This is a genomic window from Solibacillus sp. iso_87, assembly GCF_056173085.1.
The window spans coordinates 1,486,804-1,503,760 of sequence record NZ_CM149656.1 but is presented as its reverse complement, the minus strand read 5'-3'; the positions used below and the strand labels follow the sequence as shown (position 1 = coordinate 1,503,760).

The 16,957-nt window shown below is 37.9% G+C and carries 18 protein-coding genes; 5 read left to right on the top strand and 13 right to left on the bottom strand.

From position 1 onward, the window contains the following. Positions 1 to 134: 134 nt before the first annotated feature. The 3 genes from AC0VXV_RS07375 to AC0VXV_RS07365 are packed head-to-tail and all read right to left on the bottom strand — an operon-like array spanning position 135 to position 3,782. Entirely contained in the window at positions 135 to 1,256 is a 1,122-nt protein-coding gene (locus tag AC0VXV_RS07375; RefSeq protein ID WP_475530961.1) for a virulence factor, read from the bottom strand. Positions 1,257 to 1,266: 10 nt separating this feature from the next. Then, positions 1,267 to 3,153 (bottom strand): ABC-F family ATP-binding cassette domain-containing protein, encoded by a 1,887-nt coding sequence (locus tag AC0VXV_RS07370; RefSeq protein ID WP_475530960.1) that lies wholly within the window; start codon positions 3,151 to 3,153, stop codon positions 1,267 to 1,269. After that, on the bottom strand, positions 3,150 to 3,782 hold the full coding sequence (locus AC0VXV_RS07365) for an HD domain-containing protein (RefSeq protein ID WP_475530959.1): 633 nt from the start codon (positions 3,780 to 3,782) through the stop codon (positions 3,150 to 3,152). The genes AC0VXV_RS07370 and AC0VXV_RS07365 overlap by 4 nt, the downstream gene beginning before the upstream one ends. Positions 3,783 to 4,060: 278 nt before the next feature. On the opposite strand from AC0VXV_RS07365, the gene AC0VXV_RS07360 reads away from it, so the two are divergent. After that, entirely contained in the window at positions 4,061 to 4,213 is a 153-nt protein-coding gene (locus AC0VXV_RS07360) for a hypothetical protein (RefSeq protein WP_176142076.1), read from the top strand. 155 nt (positions 4,214 to 4,368) lie between these two features. On the opposite strand, the gene AC0VXV_RS07355 is transcribed toward AC0VXV_RS07360, so the two are convergent. Further along, complete coding sequence (locus AC0VXV_RS07355; protein WP_475530958.1) at positions 4,369 to 6,048, bottom strand: formate--tetrahydrofolate ligase; 1,680 nt, start codon at positions 6,046 to 6,048, stop codon at positions 4,369 to 4,371. A 190-nt stretch (positions 6,049 to 6,238) separates the two neighbouring features. On the opposite strand from AC0VXV_RS07355, the gene AC0VXV_RS07350 reads away from it, so the two are divergent. Then, positions 6,239 to 6,439: a cold-shock protein gene (locus tag AC0VXV_RS07350; RefSeq protein WP_340800858.1), complete on the top strand. Its 201-nt coding sequence runs from the start codon at positions 6,239 to 6,241 to the stop codon at positions 6,437 to 6,439. A gap of 43 nt (positions 6,440 to 6,482) precedes the next feature. On the opposite strand, the gene AC0VXV_RS07345 is transcribed toward AC0VXV_RS07350, so the two are convergent. The 3 genes from AC0VXV_RS07345 to AC0VXV_RS07335 all read right to left on the bottom strand — a co-directional run bounded on the left by AC0VXV_RS07345 (position 6,483) and on the right by AC0VXV_RS07335 (position 8,923). Next, positions 6,483 to 7,289 carry a VOC family protein gene (locus AC0VXV_RS07345; RefSeq protein WP_475530957.1) on the bottom strand — a complete coding sequence of 269 codons (807 nt, stop codon included), beginning with the start codon at positions 7,287 to 7,289 and terminating at the stop codon, positions 6,483 to 6,485. A gap of 84 nt (positions 7,290 to 7,373) precedes the next feature. Next, entirely contained in the window at positions 7,374 to 8,036 is a 663-nt protein-coding gene (locus AC0VXV_RS07340) for a phosphopantothenoylcysteine decarboxylase domain-containing protein (RefSeq protein ID WP_475530956.1), read from the bottom strand. A 14-nt stretch (positions 8,037 to 8,050) separates the two neighbouring features. After that, positions 8,051 to 8,923, bottom strand: a complete 873-nt coding sequence (locus AC0VXV_RS07335; RefSeq protein ID WP_475530955.1) for a LysR family transcriptional regulator — start codon at positions 8,921 to 8,923, stop codon at positions 8,051 to 8,053. Positions 8,924 to 9,149: 226 nt separating this feature from the next. Between AC0VXV_RS07335 and AC0VXV_RS07330 the strand changes: the two genes are divergently transcribed. Then, the gene (locus AC0VXV_RS07330; RefSeq protein ID WP_475530954.1) at positions 9,150 to 10,049 is read left to right on the top strand and encodes a DMT family transporter; all 900 of its coding nucleotides are present in this window, start codon (positions 9,150 to 9,152) and stop codon (positions 10,047 to 10,049) included. A 235-nt stretch (positions 10,050 to 10,284) separates the two neighbouring features. Continuing rightward, a complete protein-coding gene (locus AC0VXV_RS07325; protein ID WP_475530953.1) occupies positions 10,285 to 11,280 on the top strand; it encodes a YecA family protein in 996 nt (331 codons plus the stop codon). 307 nt (positions 11,281 to 11,587) lie between these two features. Here AC0VXV_RS07325 and AC0VXV_RS07320 read toward each other — a convergent pair whose 3' ends face one another. Beyond that, positions 11,588 to 11,782: a zinc-finger domain-containing protein gene (locus tag AC0VXV_RS07320; RefSeq protein ID WP_475530952.1), complete on the bottom strand. Its 195-nt coding sequence runs from the start codon at positions 11,780 to 11,782 to the stop codon at positions 11,588 to 11,590. A 111-nt stretch (positions 11,783 to 11,893) separates the two neighbouring features. On the opposite strand from AC0VXV_RS07320, the gene AC0VXV_RS07315 reads away from it, so the two are divergent. After that, a complete protein-coding gene (locus AC0VXV_RS07315; protein ID WP_475530951.1) occupies positions 11,894 to 12,283 on the top strand; it encodes a reverse transcriptase-like protein in 390 nt (129 codons plus the stop codon). A 153-nt stretch (positions 12,284 to 12,436) separates the two neighbouring features. On the opposite strand, the gene AC0VXV_RS07310 is transcribed toward AC0VXV_RS07315, so the two are convergent. From AC0VXV_RS07310 to AC0VXV_RS07290, 5 genes are all read right to left on the bottom strand, one after another. Next, the gene (locus AC0VXV_RS07310) at positions 12,437 to 13,627 is read right to left on the bottom strand and encodes an MFS transporter (protein WP_475530950.1); all 1,191 of its coding nucleotides are present in this window, start codon (positions 13,625 to 13,627) and stop codon (positions 12,437 to 12,439) included. 5 nt (positions 13,628 to 13,632) lie between these two features. Continuing rightward, positions 13,633 to 14,031 (bottom strand): MarR family winged helix-turn-helix transcriptional regulator, encoded by a 399-nt coding sequence (locus tag AC0VXV_RS07305; RefSeq protein ID WP_475530949.1) that lies wholly within the window; start codon positions 14,029 to 14,031, stop codon positions 13,633 to 13,635. A 138-nt stretch (positions 14,032 to 14,169) separates the two neighbouring features. Further along, a complete protein-coding gene (coaW, locus tag AC0VXV_RS07300; protein WP_475530948.1) occupies positions 14,170 to 15,006 on the bottom strand; it encodes a type II pantothenate kinase in 837 nt (278 codons plus the stop codon). Positions 15,007 to 15,109: 103 nt separating this feature from the next. Next, entirely contained in the window at positions 15,110 to 16,180 is a 1,071-nt protein-coding gene (locus AC0VXV_RS07295) for a 3'-5' exonuclease (RefSeq protein ID WP_475530947.1), read from the bottom strand. 191 nt (positions 16,181 to 16,371) lie between these two features. Then, the gene (locus AC0VXV_RS07290) at positions 16,372 to 16,953 is read right to left on the bottom strand and encodes a GNAT family N-acetyltransferase (protein WP_475530946.1); all 582 of its coding nucleotides are present in this window, start codon (positions 16,951 to 16,953) and stop codon (positions 16,372 to 16,374) included. Positions 16,954 to 16,957: the final 4 nt, after the last annotated feature.

Here is a 16,957-nt window from a genome sequence, read left to right as displayed (position 1 = left end):
ACCCACCTTTCTTTATTATACTCCTAAATATATACCATTTTCTCAAATTATACCATCCGATAAAAAAATAATTTAATCATGTTTATTTAATATAAAAAAACTGCTAACGATTATTTTCGTTAGCAGCATAAATTTTAAGCTTTACGGCTTTCTGTCATTTGTTTCCACACAGAACCTTTTGCCTCTTCACCGCCTTCAATACGTGCAAGTGCCATTTTTGCCTGCAGCTTTACTTCGAATTCTTTATCTTCGCTCGCTGTTCTTAATACGTCAATTGCCTGCTCCGTACCTACTTCATACAAGTACATTGCCGCACGCCAGCGGACAAGTTTATTTTTGTCACCTAATGCAGCGATCATCGCCGGCTCAAACTCAGGTAACCCTAAATCACTCATACAGTCACCCGCTGTACGGCGAACGGCTGCACTTTTATCATTCAATGCCTTCGTTAAAGCAGGTACAACCGCGACATCTTCAATCATCCCTAAATATACGGTTGCAAGTCGACGGATAGACATTTGCTCGTCTTCCAGCGCTTTTTCGAACAACGGAATATCTTTCACTTCCGGATCCGGTAATTGATCTAACAACTGGAAGCGTTGTTGCCAATCTTCAACTTGCTCATATTGCTCTAACGTCACTTCTTTACGATCTTTAGCTGCTGTGACAACTTGTTCATTTGCCGATTGAACAATTGTTTCAACACGATCTTGCGGATATAGTGCATCCACCTCTTTTAGCACTTCTTGTACAACTTGTTCTTTATCGCCATAGCGAACACCGAAGTCGACCCATTTTCGTTCAAAAATATAATTTTCGTCAGTTACACTGAATTGCAGACGTTTAAAAGCTGTTGTGAAACGGTCACCTGCGCTTATTCGCACTTCCCCTTCACCGTCGAATGCTTTGATCTGTAATGGAATCGCTTTGTACATTTGAACATGAACATTTACTTCCCCATAATGCTCATTCATCTCATATTCCGTGCTTTCAGTTGCCTCTCCGCCAATTGCGCGGCGAATATCCGCCAAAATATTTTCCCACGCAAATTTTGCGTTTCGTTCAATTGCCAGGAAATTCGATACATGATAAATGCCCTTTACCCCTTCTACCGCAAAGATCGCTTGCAGTTCAGGTGAAGCTTCACCAATATTGTCTTTCGTATAATTAAAACTTTTACCAAATGGTAAATCCTGATCGATAATTACTTTCATTGAATTTGGACTTGGTGTGGGTTCAATTGATAAAATTTTCATTGTTGTGCTCCTATCCATTTGCAATTTCGTCTAAATAGCTCCAGCGCTCGATTAATTGTTCATATTCCTGATTTAGATTTTCTAAATCGGATGTCAGTTGCTGAAGTTTTGTAAAGTCCGAACCAGCTGTTGAAATTTCGTCTTCTGCCGTCATAATTTTTTCTTCAACTTGAGCAATTGTATCAGCAATAGTTTCCCATTCTTTCTGCTCTTTAAAGGATAGCTTTTTCTTTTCTGATTTCTGCTTTTCAACTTTCGGCTTTTCCTGCTTCATTTCTTTCGCTTCCTGTTGCAGCTCCGACTCGCGTTTTGCTAAATAATCGGTATAGACATCCAAGCTTTCCGATACGCCGCCTTTTCCGTCCAAAATCCATAGCTTTTTCGCAATACGATCCAAGAAGAAGCGATCGTGACTGATTGTAATAACAACACCAGGGAAGTTTTCGATAAAATCTTCAAGAACACCTAATGTTTCGATATCCAAATCATTCGTCGGCTCATCTAAAAGCAAAACGTTTGGCTGTTCCATCAATAGGCGAAGCAAGTGAAGTCTTTTGCGTTCCCCGCCCGATAACTTGCTGATCGGTGTACCGTGTGTATTAAGCGGGAATAAAAAACGTTCGAGCATTTGCGATGCAGAGTAACGAACCCCGTCAGAATCGGTAATATCATTTGAAGCTTCACGAATATAATCGATCATTCGTGCATTTTCATTCATTGCTGGCAGTGCCTGCTTGAAATGAAGACGTTTAACTGTTGATCCGACAATTACCTCGCCTTTATCCGGTTCAATTTCACCTGCAAGCATGTTAAGGAGTGTTGATTTCCCATACCCATTTGCTCCGATTATGCCAATACGGTCCCCGTGCTGAAGTAAAAATTCAAAATCCTGAATAATAATCCGGTCTCCGTAAGCTTTGGAAATTCCATCTGATTCCAACACTTTTTTTCCTAAACGCGTTGTTGCCAGACCCAGTTCTAGATCAGACTGGTCATTCGAACGATCGATAGATTCATCCAATGTTTCGAAACGCTGAATACGTGCCTTTTGCTTTGTTGTTCGCGCTTTTGCCCCGCGACGAATCCATTTTAGTTCTGAGCGATAACGATTTCGTAATTTGGCCTGTGATGCAGCATTCATTTCTTCACGAATTGCCCGTGCTTCAAGAAAATCACCATAAGATCCTGTATGGCGGTACAACGTTTTATCTGCCAATTCATATATATGTGTCGCGGTTTCATCGAGGAAATAACGGTCATGGGTAATAAAGATAACCGCCCCTTTTAGGCGTGACACCATTTCTTGCAGCCATTCTGTCGATGTAACATCCAAATGGTTCGTTGGCTCGTCCAGTAAATACAAGTCTGCCGGTTCGATTAATACTTTTGCCAATGCAACACGTTTTTGCTGACCACCAGAAAGGCTTGTTACTTGCTGGTCAAACATATCGATTCCAAGCTTCGTTAATGCTTGCTTTGTCAATGCATTGACGTCCCAGGCGTTTTCCGTATCCATTTGCTGCTGTAAACGAAATAGTTCATTTTGCAGCTTTTCAGATTGCGGATTTTGAGACAATGCCGCAACCGCCTCTTCATAGGCACGGTTTAACTGTAATATCGGTGAATCTCCGCTAAATACCGCTTGTAAAACCGTTAAATTTTGCTGAAACTGCGGATCTTGTTCCAAATAGGCAATGCGGTACTTATTCGGATGGTCAAATTCCACTGTATCCGCATCTTGTTTTTTTGCGATAATCGATAATAAAGTTGATTTTCCTGTTCCGTTTATCCCGATTAAGCCTGCACGTTCGCCTTCATTAATGGTAAATTCGATATTTTGAAATAGCGTTTTATCGCCTACTGTTTTTGTTAAATTTGATACGATTAAATGACTCATGAAATCCCGTCTCTTTCTTTTTTTAACTGCTCTAAAAATTGTACCATAAAGGCATGACGTTCTTCAGCCATTTCGCGTCCTTTCGCCGTTACCATTAAATCCTTCAATAATAAAAGCTTCTCATAAAAGTGCGTAACAGATGCTGTGGATTGACTACGATATTGTTCTTTCGTCATATTTAAACGCACTTCTTCTGCATCATCATACAGCTTGCGCCCCTTCGCACCACCGTAAGCGAACGTACGCGCAATCCCTACCGCACCAATAGCATCCAAACGGTCTGCATCCCGAACGATTTTTGATTCTACTGTTGTAATATTCCGTTCGTTGCCCCCATTAAATGAAACCTCTGCAATGACTGTTCGGATATGCTGTTTTTCCTCTTCCGTTAAATCAAGTTCATCCAAAATCCGTTGCTCCTGCTGTTTATCCGCAGCATATTTTTCGTCACTGACATCATGCAGCAGCACAGCTAAACTTACGATTTTTTCATCTGCTAAAGGCTCGGACTTAAGTATTGTCATAGCGTTTTGATAGACACGCTCAATATGTTGAAAATCATGGCTTGCATCCATCGTTTCATAAATTTCTTTTACTAATTGTTCACATCGTACGATTATTTCAGACATGTTACCTTCACCATTTTCTTGTTAGAGTTTACATAATCATATTACCATGAGAAGCAAGAAGACTTCAGTTATTTGACATAATTATTGCTAAAAGATTCGGTCTTTCAAACTCTTATGGCAACCCCCTTCATATAGCAACTTTCATTCAAAAAATCAAGTATCAGTAATTATTCAAAGATAATTTTTGTCTAAAATGTGAACTAAATGCTTGTATTTTACAAATTCGCATCATATAATAGCAATAAGAACACATAAAACAGAAAAAAGGAGTGTTAATTATGCAAAGAATGATGCAAGCTGTAGCACCAAATATGAACGATAGCCAACGTAAAGGTCTAATTGTTATTTCACCAATTTTAATTGGATCGGTTGCATACGGACTAAGTGCAACTTTTATGATTGCTACTAACCTTCTACAAATCATGTTTTAATGTACGAACGTAAATTTCAACAAAGTTTTCAATGCAAATAAAAGAAACGTATTCGAATGAATTATCAAACGAATACGTTTCTTTTACTTTTATTAATCGCTCCGGCGTTTTTGTCCTCAGACAAAAATATTGTCGGTCGCTAAATATTGTTCATATTAAAATAATCCGAGTGCACTTCCGTCTTCGGCCACATCCATATTTAGTGCTGCCGGCTGTTTTGGCAAGCCTGGCATCGTCATAATATCTCCTGTTAAGCATACGAGGAATCCCGCACCTAACTTCGGAAGAATTTCACGAATTGTCACAACGAAATCGGTTGGTCGGCCTACTAAGCTTGGTTGATCTGATAATGAATATTGTGTCTTCGCCATACAAATCGGTAAAGTGTCCCAACCATTTTTTTCGATGACTGCTAACTGTTTTCTCGCAGCATCCGTTAATTGTACACCTGCACCGCCATACACCTGCTGTACAATCTTCGTTAATTTTTGTTCCACTGTTTCTTGCAGATCATATATATGTTGGAAAGTATTTGGCTGTTCAATTACTTCGAGAACTTTTTCAGCAAGCTCAATACCGCCTTTACCGCCTTCTTCCCATACATTCGTACGGGCAATCCGAACTTCATTCGCTTCCGCCCATTGTAAAACAGCTTTCAGTTCCTGTTCCGTATCCGTAATAAATCGGTTCAAAGCAATTACCGGCTCCAGTCCAAAGTTCCGGACATTGGCTACATGCTGAGCTAAATTGGAAATCCCTTGTTTTAAGGCTTCCACATTTTCTTCCACTAAGTTAGCTTTTGCTACACCGCCATGCATTTTCAGTGCGCGGATTGTCGCAACAATAACGACAGCGCTCGGTTTAAATCCTGCTTCGCGTGCTTTAATATTTAAAAACTTCTCCGCACCTAAATCAGAACCGAACCCTGCTTCTGTTACAACGATATCCGCAAGTTTACGGGCTGTTTGAGTTGCAGTAATCGAGTTGCACCCATGGGCAATATTGGCAAACGGACCGCCATGAATTAACGCGGGTGTACCTTCAATTGTTTGAACCAAGTTAGGATTCATCGCTTCCTTTAAAATAAGAGCGAGTGCTCCTTCTACTTGTAAGTCACCAACAGTTACCGGTTTTCGATCGTACGTATAACCAATTACAATCCGAGCCAAACGCTGTTTCAAATCTTTCATGCCTGTTGCTAAACAGAAAATGGCCATAATTTCAGAAGCGACTGTAATATCGAATCCGTCCTCACGAGGCACACCTTGCATCGGGCCACCTAAACCAACTGTTACATGACGCAATGCACGGTCATTTAAGTCCAGTACACGTTTCCAGACAATTCGTCTCGGATCAATATTCAATGCATTTCCTTGATGGATATGATTGTCAATCAATGCAGATAATGCATTGTTTGCAGTCGTGATCGCATGGAAATCGCCATTGAAATGCAAATTGATTTGCTCCATCGGCAATACTTGTGCATATCCGCCGCCAGTAGCGCCGCCTTTTACACCCATTACCGGTCCTAATGAAGGCTCCCGTAAAGCGACCATTACTCGCTTATCCAATTGATGCAATGCATCCGCCAAACCGATTGTTACCGTTGATTTTCCTTCTCCTGCTGGTGTAGGGCTAATCGCTGTTACAAGCACCACGTTTGCCGTTGCTTCACCACTAATTTTACTTGTATCAATTTTTGCTTTATAGCGACCGTATTGTTCAACCGCATCTAACGGAATGTTTGCATTCTCAGCAATTTCCAAAATCGGCTTCATTGTCGCTTGATTGGCTATTTCAATATCTGTTAATGGTTTCTTCGTAGTAGTTGTCATGCTTCGCCCTGCTTTCTTATATGTAATCACTTTATTATAGTCTGTTTTATCTGAATTAATAAATATAAAAAGTGAGTTAAATCGACAAATTATTGACAGTTATCATACGTATAGTATATAGTTTATTCGTAATATTCTGGAATCTTTATGTTTCATCAATTGATTTTGACAGTATCGGAGGAGAAAGCGGATGCACCAAGGCACTGTAAAATGGTTTGATAATGAAAAAGGTTATGGATTTATAGAATCTACGAATGGTGAAGATGTTTTTGTACACTTTACTGGCATACAAGAGGAAGGATTTCGTTCACTGGATGAAGGACAAGTGGTTGAATTCGATTTAGTCGATGGCATCCGGGGTCCGCAGGCAGCGAATGTTATAAAAAAATAGACAAAGCTGTAAACGAAATGTTTTAGTCGTTTACAGCCTTTTTTTATTTTTTATTTACTTCGTATTGTGCGCCATCGATTGTAAATTGCTTTTGCTCCGTCGCACCTGAAATGACAACCTTTTTTATGCCATAGCCATGTTCGAGCATATAATTCCAAGCGACTCCTTCACCGACTGGCTTGACAAATATAAGCTTCACTTCATCGAGCAGAATAATCGAATACTCAACATTCTCTTCCTGATTTTCCTTTTTTAAAATGGTCGCACCACATAATTGGGCAACTTGTTCCACGGCATCAAAATTCGGAACAACAAAATGGACAGCTTGGAGCGTTAAATCCCCTAAAGGATGTTTTGCTATAATACCACGGTCCGTTAGTTCTTTACGCCGAATTGTATCTGCTTCATCCCATTGAATGAAAAAAGGGAATTCAATTTTCGATTTCGGGTGACCAATATAAAGCAGTTGCCAGCTTACTTCAGATCCATCTTCCCGTTTTCTGGAATAGCGTTCCGGTCCAACTACTTCCAAACCGGCTTTTGCGAATAACTTCGCATCTTCTTCGATTGTCGTTGTACGAACCGCAAAACGCGTCAATCCGTCACGTCGGCGATTTTCTTTATAGCTCGCATGTAATGAATACTTCTTTTTGGCTGCTTCCTGAAACTTTTCCTCATTTTCAATGCCGATCAATTCAATATAAGCCAAATCAAAATAGCTTAGTGTATTATATGTACCCCACGCTTCATGACTTCCTCCCGGGACAACGTGGAGACCTTCTTCTTGGAGTTTTAACAATGTCTGTTCTGGATATGGGACAAAATGGACGAGATGATCGAACTGGTACATGCTTCAACCTCTTTTCAATATTAAATAGATTAAATATTCTAAATTATAACATATACAGGCAATTGAAAAATGAGCAAACTTTATTTAAGATATGACATTAATTAATGCAGTTGCAGCTGCCATTTTTCCGTCGATTTTAACTGTCTCCCCGGATTTATGAATAATATAATGGGCCTCCATTGCACCGTACAAAGATTTGGAGCTATTTGCGACCATATAATCCGCGTTTGCAGTCTCCATTCTTGCAGAAGCTCTTTTCAATAAAAACGATTCATCTTCTGTTGCTTCCAGTTTAAAGCCGATTAATGTCGTTTCCGGCGACCAGTTTTTAATTTGCGCCAATATTTTCGGCGCTTTTTTAAAATGGATAATTGGAGGTTCATCAGATGGCATTTTCCCTTTTTCAGTCAATTCATTACCTTGCTGATCGAACACTTTGTCAATAAGCCAGTCAGAGCCGGCCACAGCCATAATGACATAATCGATTTGCTCGCACTCAAGAATTGTTTTTAACTTGTCGCCTAAATCCTCGATTCCTTCAAATTTTATGAGCTGCATCTCGTTTTGATGTTCCGGCAGCTGTGTAAATACACCATGCATATAAATGACGTTTGCACCTTTTTCAAGTGCTGCTTCCGCTAAATAGCACCCCATCGTTCCTTTTGATAAATTCGTATGGCCGCGAACATTATCCCATTTTTCGAATGTTCCGCCACTCGTTATTAAAACTTTTTTTCCTGTTAGCATAGTTGTTTCCCCTTTTACTGTTCTTCGTTTTCCAGCCACTGTTTTAATATTTCCACAAATTTTTGCGATGCCGGTGAAAGCTTCTGCTTTGTCGACAGCCCGAGGATTCGGTAACTGTCCTGTACAAGAGGCAGTGCTTTAACAGTATCCGGCAGCATCGAAATCGCCATTTCAGGCAGTATGCTAATGCCTAGATTATGTTCCACCATTGATACGATGGCCTTTTCGTCATAAAGTTCAAAACGTATATTCGGAAATACACCATATTTTTCAAATGTTGTCATAACATCATTTGTCCCTTTATAAGAAGGCATTATAATCGGCGTTTCTTCAATTTCAAATAAATCGATCTCTGCTCTATCATATAGCGGACTATGCGACGACACAATACATAACAGAGGATCCCTTTTTAGCGGTATAAATTCGAACTGTTTAGAGCTTGTCCGGTTTAAAAATCCACAGTCGACTTCACCTTGTAATAGCCACTGTTCAATTTCATAGTAATCCCCTTCACGCAATTCAATGCGAATGCCCGGATATTCTGAATCCATAATATGTATGATGTTCGGCATCCAATGTGTAGAAATCGTCGATATTAGCCCAATTCGCACTGTCCCCTGGCTTACCCCTAAAATATTCGACGCGGTCTGTTGCAGATGTTCTTCCGCCAATAATACTTTGCGCATTTCATAAAGCATTTTTGTACCGTCTTCTGTCAATGTTACTCCTGTACGGTTACGATGAATTAAATTAAATCCAAATTCCTTTTCCAAACTTGAAACTGCATGACTTACGGCTGATTGTGTAAGTCCTAAAACCGACGCCGCTTTTGTAAAGCTATGTACTTCCGCCACTTTATTTAAAATCTCATACTTCACTAAACTCATGATAATTCACTCCACTACTCAATTTTAAACATGAATTATTTTCATATCATTCATTATAAACATTCGTTTTACTAATCACAACTTCCTGTTTATACTGTTTTATAACAGATCGGATTTGTAGATGATAACGCATTTTAAATCTATTAATCTTATAGTTAAATTTTTATTACATTACATATTTTTACTTATTATTTAAAACTTACTTTTTAGAAATGTGGTGACATCTTTGAGTTTACAAGGTAAAGCAAATATTTTAATGGTGATTGTTACAATGTTTTGGGGGCTATCCTATACGTTTATGGTCATGGGCCTGGAAAGTCTGGAAGCTTTTAATGTTGTAGCACTTCGATGCTTAATCGCATTTATCATTGCAGGGCTAATCTTTCTACCGAAGATGTTGCGTGTGAATATCAAAACGATTTTATATGCATCGGTTCAAGGCTTCTTATTGTTTACGATTTTTGCCTTATCTCTGTTAGGTCTTAAAACGACTTCAGCTGGTAATGCAGGCTTTATACTTAGTTTAACAGTTGTATTAGTACCAATCATGACGAGCTTTATTGAAAAAAGGCTTCCTTCACGAGCAGTAAGCTTCGCCGTTGTTGCTACAATGATTGGAATTACCGTTTTAACAATGAAAGACTCTATGACGTTCCAGACTGGAGATCTTTTAGTTGCGACCGCAGCAGTTTGCTATTCAATCTATTTAATATTAAATAGTAAGTTTACTAAAAATGTTGAATCCATTTCTTATGGAGTTTATCAGTTAGGTATTGCCGGCTTGTTTGGAGCAGTGTTCACCATGATGTTCGAATCTCCAATGTTCCCATCCAATTCTTCTAGTTGGATAGCTGTACTTGGATTAGGTATTATTTGTACCGCGTTTTGCTTTATCGCGCAAGCTGTTGTACAACAATACACTTCCCCTACACATACAGGACTGATTTTTTCTCTTGAACCTATTTTTGCAGCCATATTCGCGATGCTTTTCCTAGGGGAAGGATTAACTGCACAACTTGTGATTGGTGGCGCATTTATTTTAATCGGGAATACTGTTGCTCAACTCGAACAATTTATAGCAATGAAAAAAATCCCAGCACCTACTCACTCTGAAACTACGTTATAATAGGAAGAGACATCGCATCGAGCGTGCCATGTCTCTTTTTTTTTAGATTATTGATAGAATTAACTCTATTATTGTTCTATTTTTAAGTAAAGTTTAATATAATGTAAAATGCAACAATTTTTTCTGATAGTTCTAAAAACATAATCAGTTTTCATAATAACAATCTGACGTTATTATTATTAGTAGCAATACTGCGACATTAGTATTTAAAAGTTGTATTAAAGGAAGTGTTACAATGATTGGACGTAATGACCCATGTCTATGCGGTAGTGGAAAAAAATACAAAAAATGTTGTGAAGGAAAAAATCAAGTAACTTCACAAAACGTTTTCCAGGAAGAGATTGAAAACGTATTACAAACTTTCTATAGTAATTACCCAGAACGAAAAGATATCCGTGAATTTATGGAATTGGTTCGAAATTGGGCACCGAAATTAGAAAAGAAACTACACAAGGAATTAGTGGAAGCCGTTGCTTTGGACGAATATTTCTTCCATCAACGACCTGATATTTGGCAGAACTTTTTAGCAAAAACAGCTAAAAAAGTGCTTCGCCCATCTATGATCGAATTATTGAAATCATGGGAACAGCCGATTTTCTTCATCGGAACTGTTGAAGATGTGAAAGATAATTACTTTACAGCTATCTCTGCATTAACTGGCACAACATATCATATTCAGCGTGAAAGCCACAAATCAATCCCTCTAGGAATGCGTGTGTTCGCCTTTTTATTACCTGATGGTTCAAACAAGGAAAACCACGTATTAGCTGTCTCTACACTAATCTTCTTCCATAAAGAACATGCGATTTCTTTTGAACAGTTTACAGAAGCTTACAAAGCAAGCCGTTTACCTGTTGAGCAATTCACAAAAGAAAACCATTTATTATTATGGGAAGGCCTAGTTGAAAATGGCTATGAAGGCGAAGAGTTTACACCTTTCGAGCAGGAAGTCGTAGAACAGTTAAAAGCATTTATGGCGGAAAAAGCGATCAATAACGAGAGCTTCGTAGCAATGGTTGAAGACTACTTAGTCGAAAAACAGCCTACAGCACGTAAGGCAGGCGCTATTGCTGCCGGTGCAGTAAGATTCGGTCAGGATAACGATTTATTCGATCAAAAATTCACTGTAAAAGAAATCGGCGAAAGCTTCAGTGTTTCCCCATCCTCTTTAAATAAATATTATCAAGAATTAAATGCTTTCTATAATGAAAAGCAACTTGTTAATAGTTAATAAAAGCAAAAAAGCTACTTTCGAGACGTCGAAAATAGCTTTTTTATTTGCGCTGATTCTAAATAAGACAATAAAAAACAACTTGTAATATAGTAGTTATGCGCTACACATTACAAGTTGTCTCTCCCTTTTCAGCAATAGAAAGGTTATAAAAATGAAGAAATTTTTCAACGGTAACCACTCCGCTGAAGTCATTTACCAGTTAGAAATAAATCTGTACCAGAGATTTATACTAGGTAAATAAGAAATACTTAATCATTATATCAAAAAAACATTATTATTCAATAGTAAGATGAATGTTCTAAAATTATTTTTTTTCGGAAACTTTCATTATTTCTTTACCAAGAAACTGAAGCTGTTCCCCTACTGTACAAGATTCAATGCAGAAACGGTGTGCACCATGTTTACCGCGTTCTTTGCGAAGGTCCTGAATGACTAGACAATCAGCGCAGTACATATCCATTAATTCATCAATATCTTTCATAACATCTACTTTATTCAAGTCATGTACCTCCCGATAATTTGTTTTACTATTGTACGCTATTTTTTTATTTTCTCCAACTTACATGTATTTGTTATACTTAAACGAACAGAACATAAAAGGAGCGAAATTATGTTAGAAGTCTATATAGATGGCGCCAGTGCCGGCAATCCCGGACCTAGCGGGATTGGAATATTTATAAAAGGTGAAGGACAGCATGTAAAAATCAGTGAACCAATCGGCATTACAAACAATCATCAGGCCGAATTTATTGCCCTTTTACGTGGTTTGGAAGAAGCTTTGAAAATCGGTTCAACGTTTGTTTCAATGCGCTCTGATTCAAAAATTGTCGTAAGCTCAATCGACAAAGCATATGTGAAAAACGAGGAATTCAAACCTTATTTAGAGCAGGCACTCGCTTTAATCGAACAATTTGACCTATTTTTCATAAAGTGGATTCCCGATAAAGAAAACAAAGCAGCGGATGTTCTTGCCCGTGGAGCAATTTTAAAAAATACTTAGATACATGCACTTCACTGGAAAGTTCGGAAGCGGTAAATATAATTTTCTTTCCACAATCCCTATTTGATCCATCTTCTAACCGAAAACTCCTAAAACTAATTGTGGCAAAAAACGATCCATCTATCCCACTAATGGAATGATGAATCGTTTTTCTTATTGTTCTGTTTTATGTTTTTGACGATTGAGCAACAGCATATACAATGCGAATACGACAACTATTATGAATGCCGCAATGTAATACACATATTCATAGCCAAGATTCACAGCTACCATCCCTAATAAATACGAACCAATAGCAATCCCTATGTCAAACAGCGTAAAATAAGTGGCCGTAGCGTAGCCGCTGCGCTGGATTGTCGTTGCTTGAATACATAGTGACTGGAAACTTGTTGTTAACGTACCGTAACCTGCACCGATGAAGATTGCCGATAATAAGAACGGAATTTCCTGATCTGCATTGCCAAGAATAATCAAACCTAATGCAAAAATAAAGAACGACGGAATAATAACAAATTTCGCGCCCATTGTATCATAGATTTTCCCTGTGAATGGACGAATTGAAATCATCGCAACAGCAAATACCGCAAAGAAATAGCTGGCAACACTCAGTAAATCTTTCTGTTCCGCATAAAGCGATAAGAACGATAAAACACTCGCATAAGAAAACGCGACTAAGCTAGCGAGTGCGGCAAGCGGCAATGCACTTCGTTCAAATAAATCATTAAATGAAAATTTAAAGCTGCGGTCTGCCACGACTGGTTTTGACAAATCATTCGTCTGAATAGTTAATGCCAGCAAACTGCCTATCGCCACAAAGACAGATAAGGCGATAAACAACACATCAAATCCTGAATATTGAATAATGAGCAAACCGATAAAAGGACCGAATACAACAGCTAAATTTGTGGACATTGCAAAATAGCCCAATCCTGCTCCCTTACGTCTTTTTGGTACAATATCGGCAGCTAAAGAGCCTGATGCTGTTGTTGCAATACTAAACCATATTCCCTGGAAAAAACGAAGCGCCAGTAAAAGCAGAAATGGTTTAAAAAATAAGTATAATACCGTGCATGCAAAATATAGTATAAGACTGATAATTAGCAAACGCTTCTTGCCAAAAAGATCCAACAGTTTTCCACTGAAAGGACGAACAATAATCGCCGAAATTAAAAATACAGTTACGAGCAATCCCGAATCGTCATCCGATTTCCCTAATTCACCGATTGCATATAATGGCAATGTTGTAATTAATCCGTAAAACACAAGAAATATCGACATATTCGTAAAGAATAGACTTATAAATCGTTTCGTAAAAATTTTATTTGTTTGTTCTTGAAGCTCCATTTATTCTAACCTTCCATCTTTTTTAGTAATTGAATAAGGAGCGCCTGTTCTTCCTCTGTTAGATGCTCAGCCATTTTTCGCTCGAACGAAACGACAGATGCTTCAATTTGAGGAAATTGTTCCATTGCTTTGGTCGTTAAATCAATCATTTTTTCCCGTTTATCCGCTCCTTGAACCCTTTCCACCCAACCAAGTGTCTCCAGACGAGTGACGGTTCGCGTAACAGTCGGCGCTTCCACATCTAGGTATTTCCATATTGCTGTAAGTGTCATCGGCCCGTTTTGATGCAATAAAAAAAGAACCGTCCATTGTGAGCTGAATAGTCCATGTTGTTTTAAAACATCATTTAACTGTTTTACTAAATAACGATTTTGCTGAAAAAGTATATGAAATAACGGATTCATCGCAATCTCTCCTTATTTACCTAACTAAATAATTTACTTTCACTATTTTACGCCTATTAAAATTCTGTGTAAAGTAATTGAGATAAAAACGGCAAAAAAGAAGCATTTAAACTATGTTGCTAGCCTAAATGCTTCCCTTTATCTTCTGCTGTGCTCACGAATATTTAACAATGCACCAATCGCACCGGAAAATCCGCAATCCTTCAAGAAAATAGGTTTATGTTTTTTCAATATAGTATAATGTTCAATCACTTTTACAAGCTGTTCATTGTCGATTAGCGTTGAGCCGATATAAACGATATGCTCCGTCTCATATTGTACGGCAAGCTGGATACTTAATGTGGATATTACTTCACCGATTAGCCCTTGTGTTGTTGCAAGTACATTATTTTGTTCAAATTCACGTTGATCGGTAATACCGACCTTCCCAAAATTACTTGCAGTTAAATTACCGTCAATCGGCGTATCCATACCTTGATAAATATCTTTTACAAGCAAATCAATGCCTTCTCGCTTCCCTTTGAAAGCGTTTGCTTTAATTTCATCAAAATCTGAAATTCCGGTCATGATTGTCGAAAGTCCGATTAAAGTACCTCCTCCAACTCCTGTACCGCCAACTCTGGCATGTATATAGCCATCCATATAGTGAATCGATGTGCCTGTACCGATATTAGTAATAATACTTTGATCAATTGTGTGGCCTTCTTTCTCCAGCAAATAGCGCACACCTTTTAAAGTTGCTTCAAATTCAACAATATATTCAATCGACTTCATTGTTTTCAAGACGTCCAGCAATTGCTCTGTGCGTCCTCCAGTTAAGCCGATTTCTTCAACTTGAGGATGAGTTTCCAACCATTCTTTTACTAAATGCATTTCGTTAGATGGAAAGACCGTTAATTTAAGCTCCTGATGTTCATCTAAATAGGCAAGCTTTGTTAACGTACCCCCTGTATCAATTCCAATCCATGCTGACATAAATTAATCTCCTTTATTATCCCACGAGTGATTCGTCCCCCCCTATCATAACGTAATAGGAGTCGGCATTAAAGAAAAAATTCTCCTAAAAATGGAGAATTTATTATACTTGTATTATATTTTTCTCGATTAATGCACGTTTATAAAACTCAGTAACAAACATTTGCTCATACTTATTAAGCAAACGCAGAACCCTTGCCTCATATGTATTGGTTGGTTCATCATCCAAATTAAATCTTGCAATAATCTCTTCTTTTTTCAATAAATTTACTAATGTCATTACTTCAGTTTTCGGTAAAGTTACTTGATGTAATTTCAATATTTTTGACATTGAACGTAATGCCGTTCGTGAAATTAAAATTTTACCGTTCATATTCTCGGAAATTTGCTGCAAGAACTGTTTCGCCTGCGCATTCGGTTTAATCGAAATCTTTTCCATTGTCGTTGTTTCCCCATCTTCCCCTTGACGTTCTATCATTTGAACAGTAAAAGGAAGCTCATCACGAAAAGTTTTCATTGATTCAATCGTTATCCGATCATCCTCGATTTTGCAATTCGTTGCAGAAATGACAAGTTCGTATGTCGTTTCCAGCATTCGAAAATTAGTCAGTAATAAAATAAAATCATTCGTTTGCTGCTGTTCAATGAGCTGGTCTCCATCAACCTTAACAAAGATTGAGAGCAGACTTGCCGCATCGGCTAAAGCACGGTGCTGTGTTTCGTTTTCCAATCCAAGCTGCGCCATTAACCCTCCTAATGAAGGTTGCTCTTTTAAACCATTAGCAATCATATATTTTTGCTGAAAATCGATCATCGGATATAAGCAATCATTTTTTATGTAATTACGCGACAGCTCTTCTTCAAGCACTTTCCGATCAAATTCACCAAATGTCAAAAATACATAATCCTGCTTACACCAGTGTTTAAACTTATTAAAAGCTTCTTTAAAAGAAGGCGCATCAATTAGCTGTTCTGTAGTGATACCTGTCAGCTTTTGAATATGCGCATTCAGCTTTTTGAATTTATATGGCTGAATTAGCTGAGTAAACGTTTCTGTCGTACCATCCGGTAACCATTTAACCGCACCAATTTCAATAATATACTGCTTACCGCGTATAAGGGCGGCTTCTATATCTATACTTATATATGTTTTCGTTCGTCCCAAATTTTTCACCTACACCGAATCTATCTAAATTTAACAGGATATGATCTTCCTATTAAAGATTAACCTCTCTCATTGTATATGAAAATATAGGATATGACACGATAATGTTCGTTTATTCCACACAATTCGTGTTAAAAGGCTTGAAAAAATGTGATTTTCTTATAAATTCTTATCAATGCCATAAATTCACCTACAAATTTTCAATAATCTAATAAACGTTCGATGAACATAGCTTTAAGTTTTTCCCAATCTTCCAAAATGACACTATACATAACGGTATGACGAATGATTCCTTCTTTTCGAATCATATGATTACGCAAAACTCCTTCTTTCACTGCGCCAATACGTTCAATGGCTTTTTGTGAACGGTAGTTTTCGTGCCCTGTTTTAATTTGAATACGATTTAATTTAAGTACTTCAAAACAATATTGGAACAATAGAAACTTGCAATTTGTATTAATCGCAGAACGCCAAACACTCGGATTATACCAAGTCGCCCCTATCTCCAGCCGTTTATGGGGAAATGAAATATCAAGAAAAGATGTACAGCCTACAATTTTATCTGTTTTTTTATCGATGATTGCAAACATATACGAAATACCTTTTTCACGCTCTTTAATCGCATTTTCGATATAGTTTTGCACCGCTTCTTTTGAAAGCAACGTCACCGACATATGCTCCCAAATCCCATCATCATTCGCGGCATATGTGATTGCTTCGATATCACTTAATTGGACTGGTCTTAATTTGATGATTTCATTTTCTAATAGTATTTCTTTCATATAA

Excerpts from the sequence above, each read along its gene's own strand:
- AC0VXV_RS07375 (WP_475530961.1), bottom strand. The coding sequence starts at position 1,256 with ATGAAAATTTTATCAATTGAACCCACACCAAGTCCAAATTCAATGAAA.
- AC0VXV_RS07370 (WP_475530960.1), bottom strand. The coding sequence starts at position 3,153 with ATGAGTCATTTAATCGTATCAAATTTAACAAAAACAGTAGGCGATAAA.
- AC0VXV_RS07365 (WP_475530959.1), bottom strand. The coding sequence starts at position 3,782 with ATGTCTGAAATAATCGTACGATGTGAACAATTAGTAAAAGAAATTTAT.
- AC0VXV_RS07360 (WP_176142076.1), top strand. The coding sequence starts at position 4,061 with ATGCAAAGAATGATGCAAGCTGTAGCACCAAATATGAACGATAGCCAA.
- AC0VXV_RS07355 (WP_475530958.1), bottom strand. The coding sequence starts at position 6,048 with ATGACAACTACTACGAAGAAACCATTAACAGATATTGAAATAGCCAAT.
- AC0VXV_RS07350 (WP_340800858.1), top strand. The coding sequence starts at position 6,239 with ATGCACCAAGGCACTGTAAAATGGTTTGATAATGAAAAAGGTTATGGA.
- AC0VXV_RS07345 (WP_475530957.1), bottom strand. The coding sequence starts at position 7,289 with ATGTACCAGTTCGATCATCTCGTCCATTTTGTCCCATATCCAGAACAG.
- AC0VXV_RS07340 (WP_475530956.1), bottom strand. The coding sequence starts at position 8,036 with ATGCTAACAGGAAAAAAAGTTTTAATAACGAGTGGCGGAACATTCGAA.
- AC0VXV_RS07335 (WP_475530955.1), bottom strand. The coding sequence starts at position 8,923 with ATGAGTTTAGTGAAGTATGAGATTTTAAATAAAGTGGCGGAAGTACAT.
- AC0VXV_RS07325 (WP_475530953.1), top strand. The coding sequence starts at position 10,285 with ATGATTGGACGTAATGACCCATGTCTATGCGGTAGTGGAAAAAAATAC.
- AC0VXV_RS07315 (WP_475530951.1), top strand. The coding sequence starts at position 11,894 with ATGTTAGAAGTCTATATAGATGGCGCCAGTGCCGGCAATCCCGGACCT.
- AC0VXV_RS07310 (WP_475530950.1), bottom strand. The coding sequence starts at position 13,627 with ATGGAGCTTCAAGAACAAACAAATAAAATTTTTACGAAACGATTTATA.
- AC0VXV_RS07305 (WP_475530949.1), bottom strand. The coding sequence starts at position 14,031 with ATGAATCCGTTATTTCATATACTTTTTCAGCAAAATCGTTATTTAGTA.
- coaW (WP_475530948.1), bottom strand. The coding sequence starts at position 15,006 with ATGTCAGCATGGATTGGAATTGATACAGGGGGTACGTTAACAAAGCTT.
- AC0VXV_RS07290 (WP_475530946.1), bottom strand. The coding sequence starts at position 16,953 with ATGAAAGAAATACTATTAGAAAATGAAATCATCAAATTAAGACCAGTC.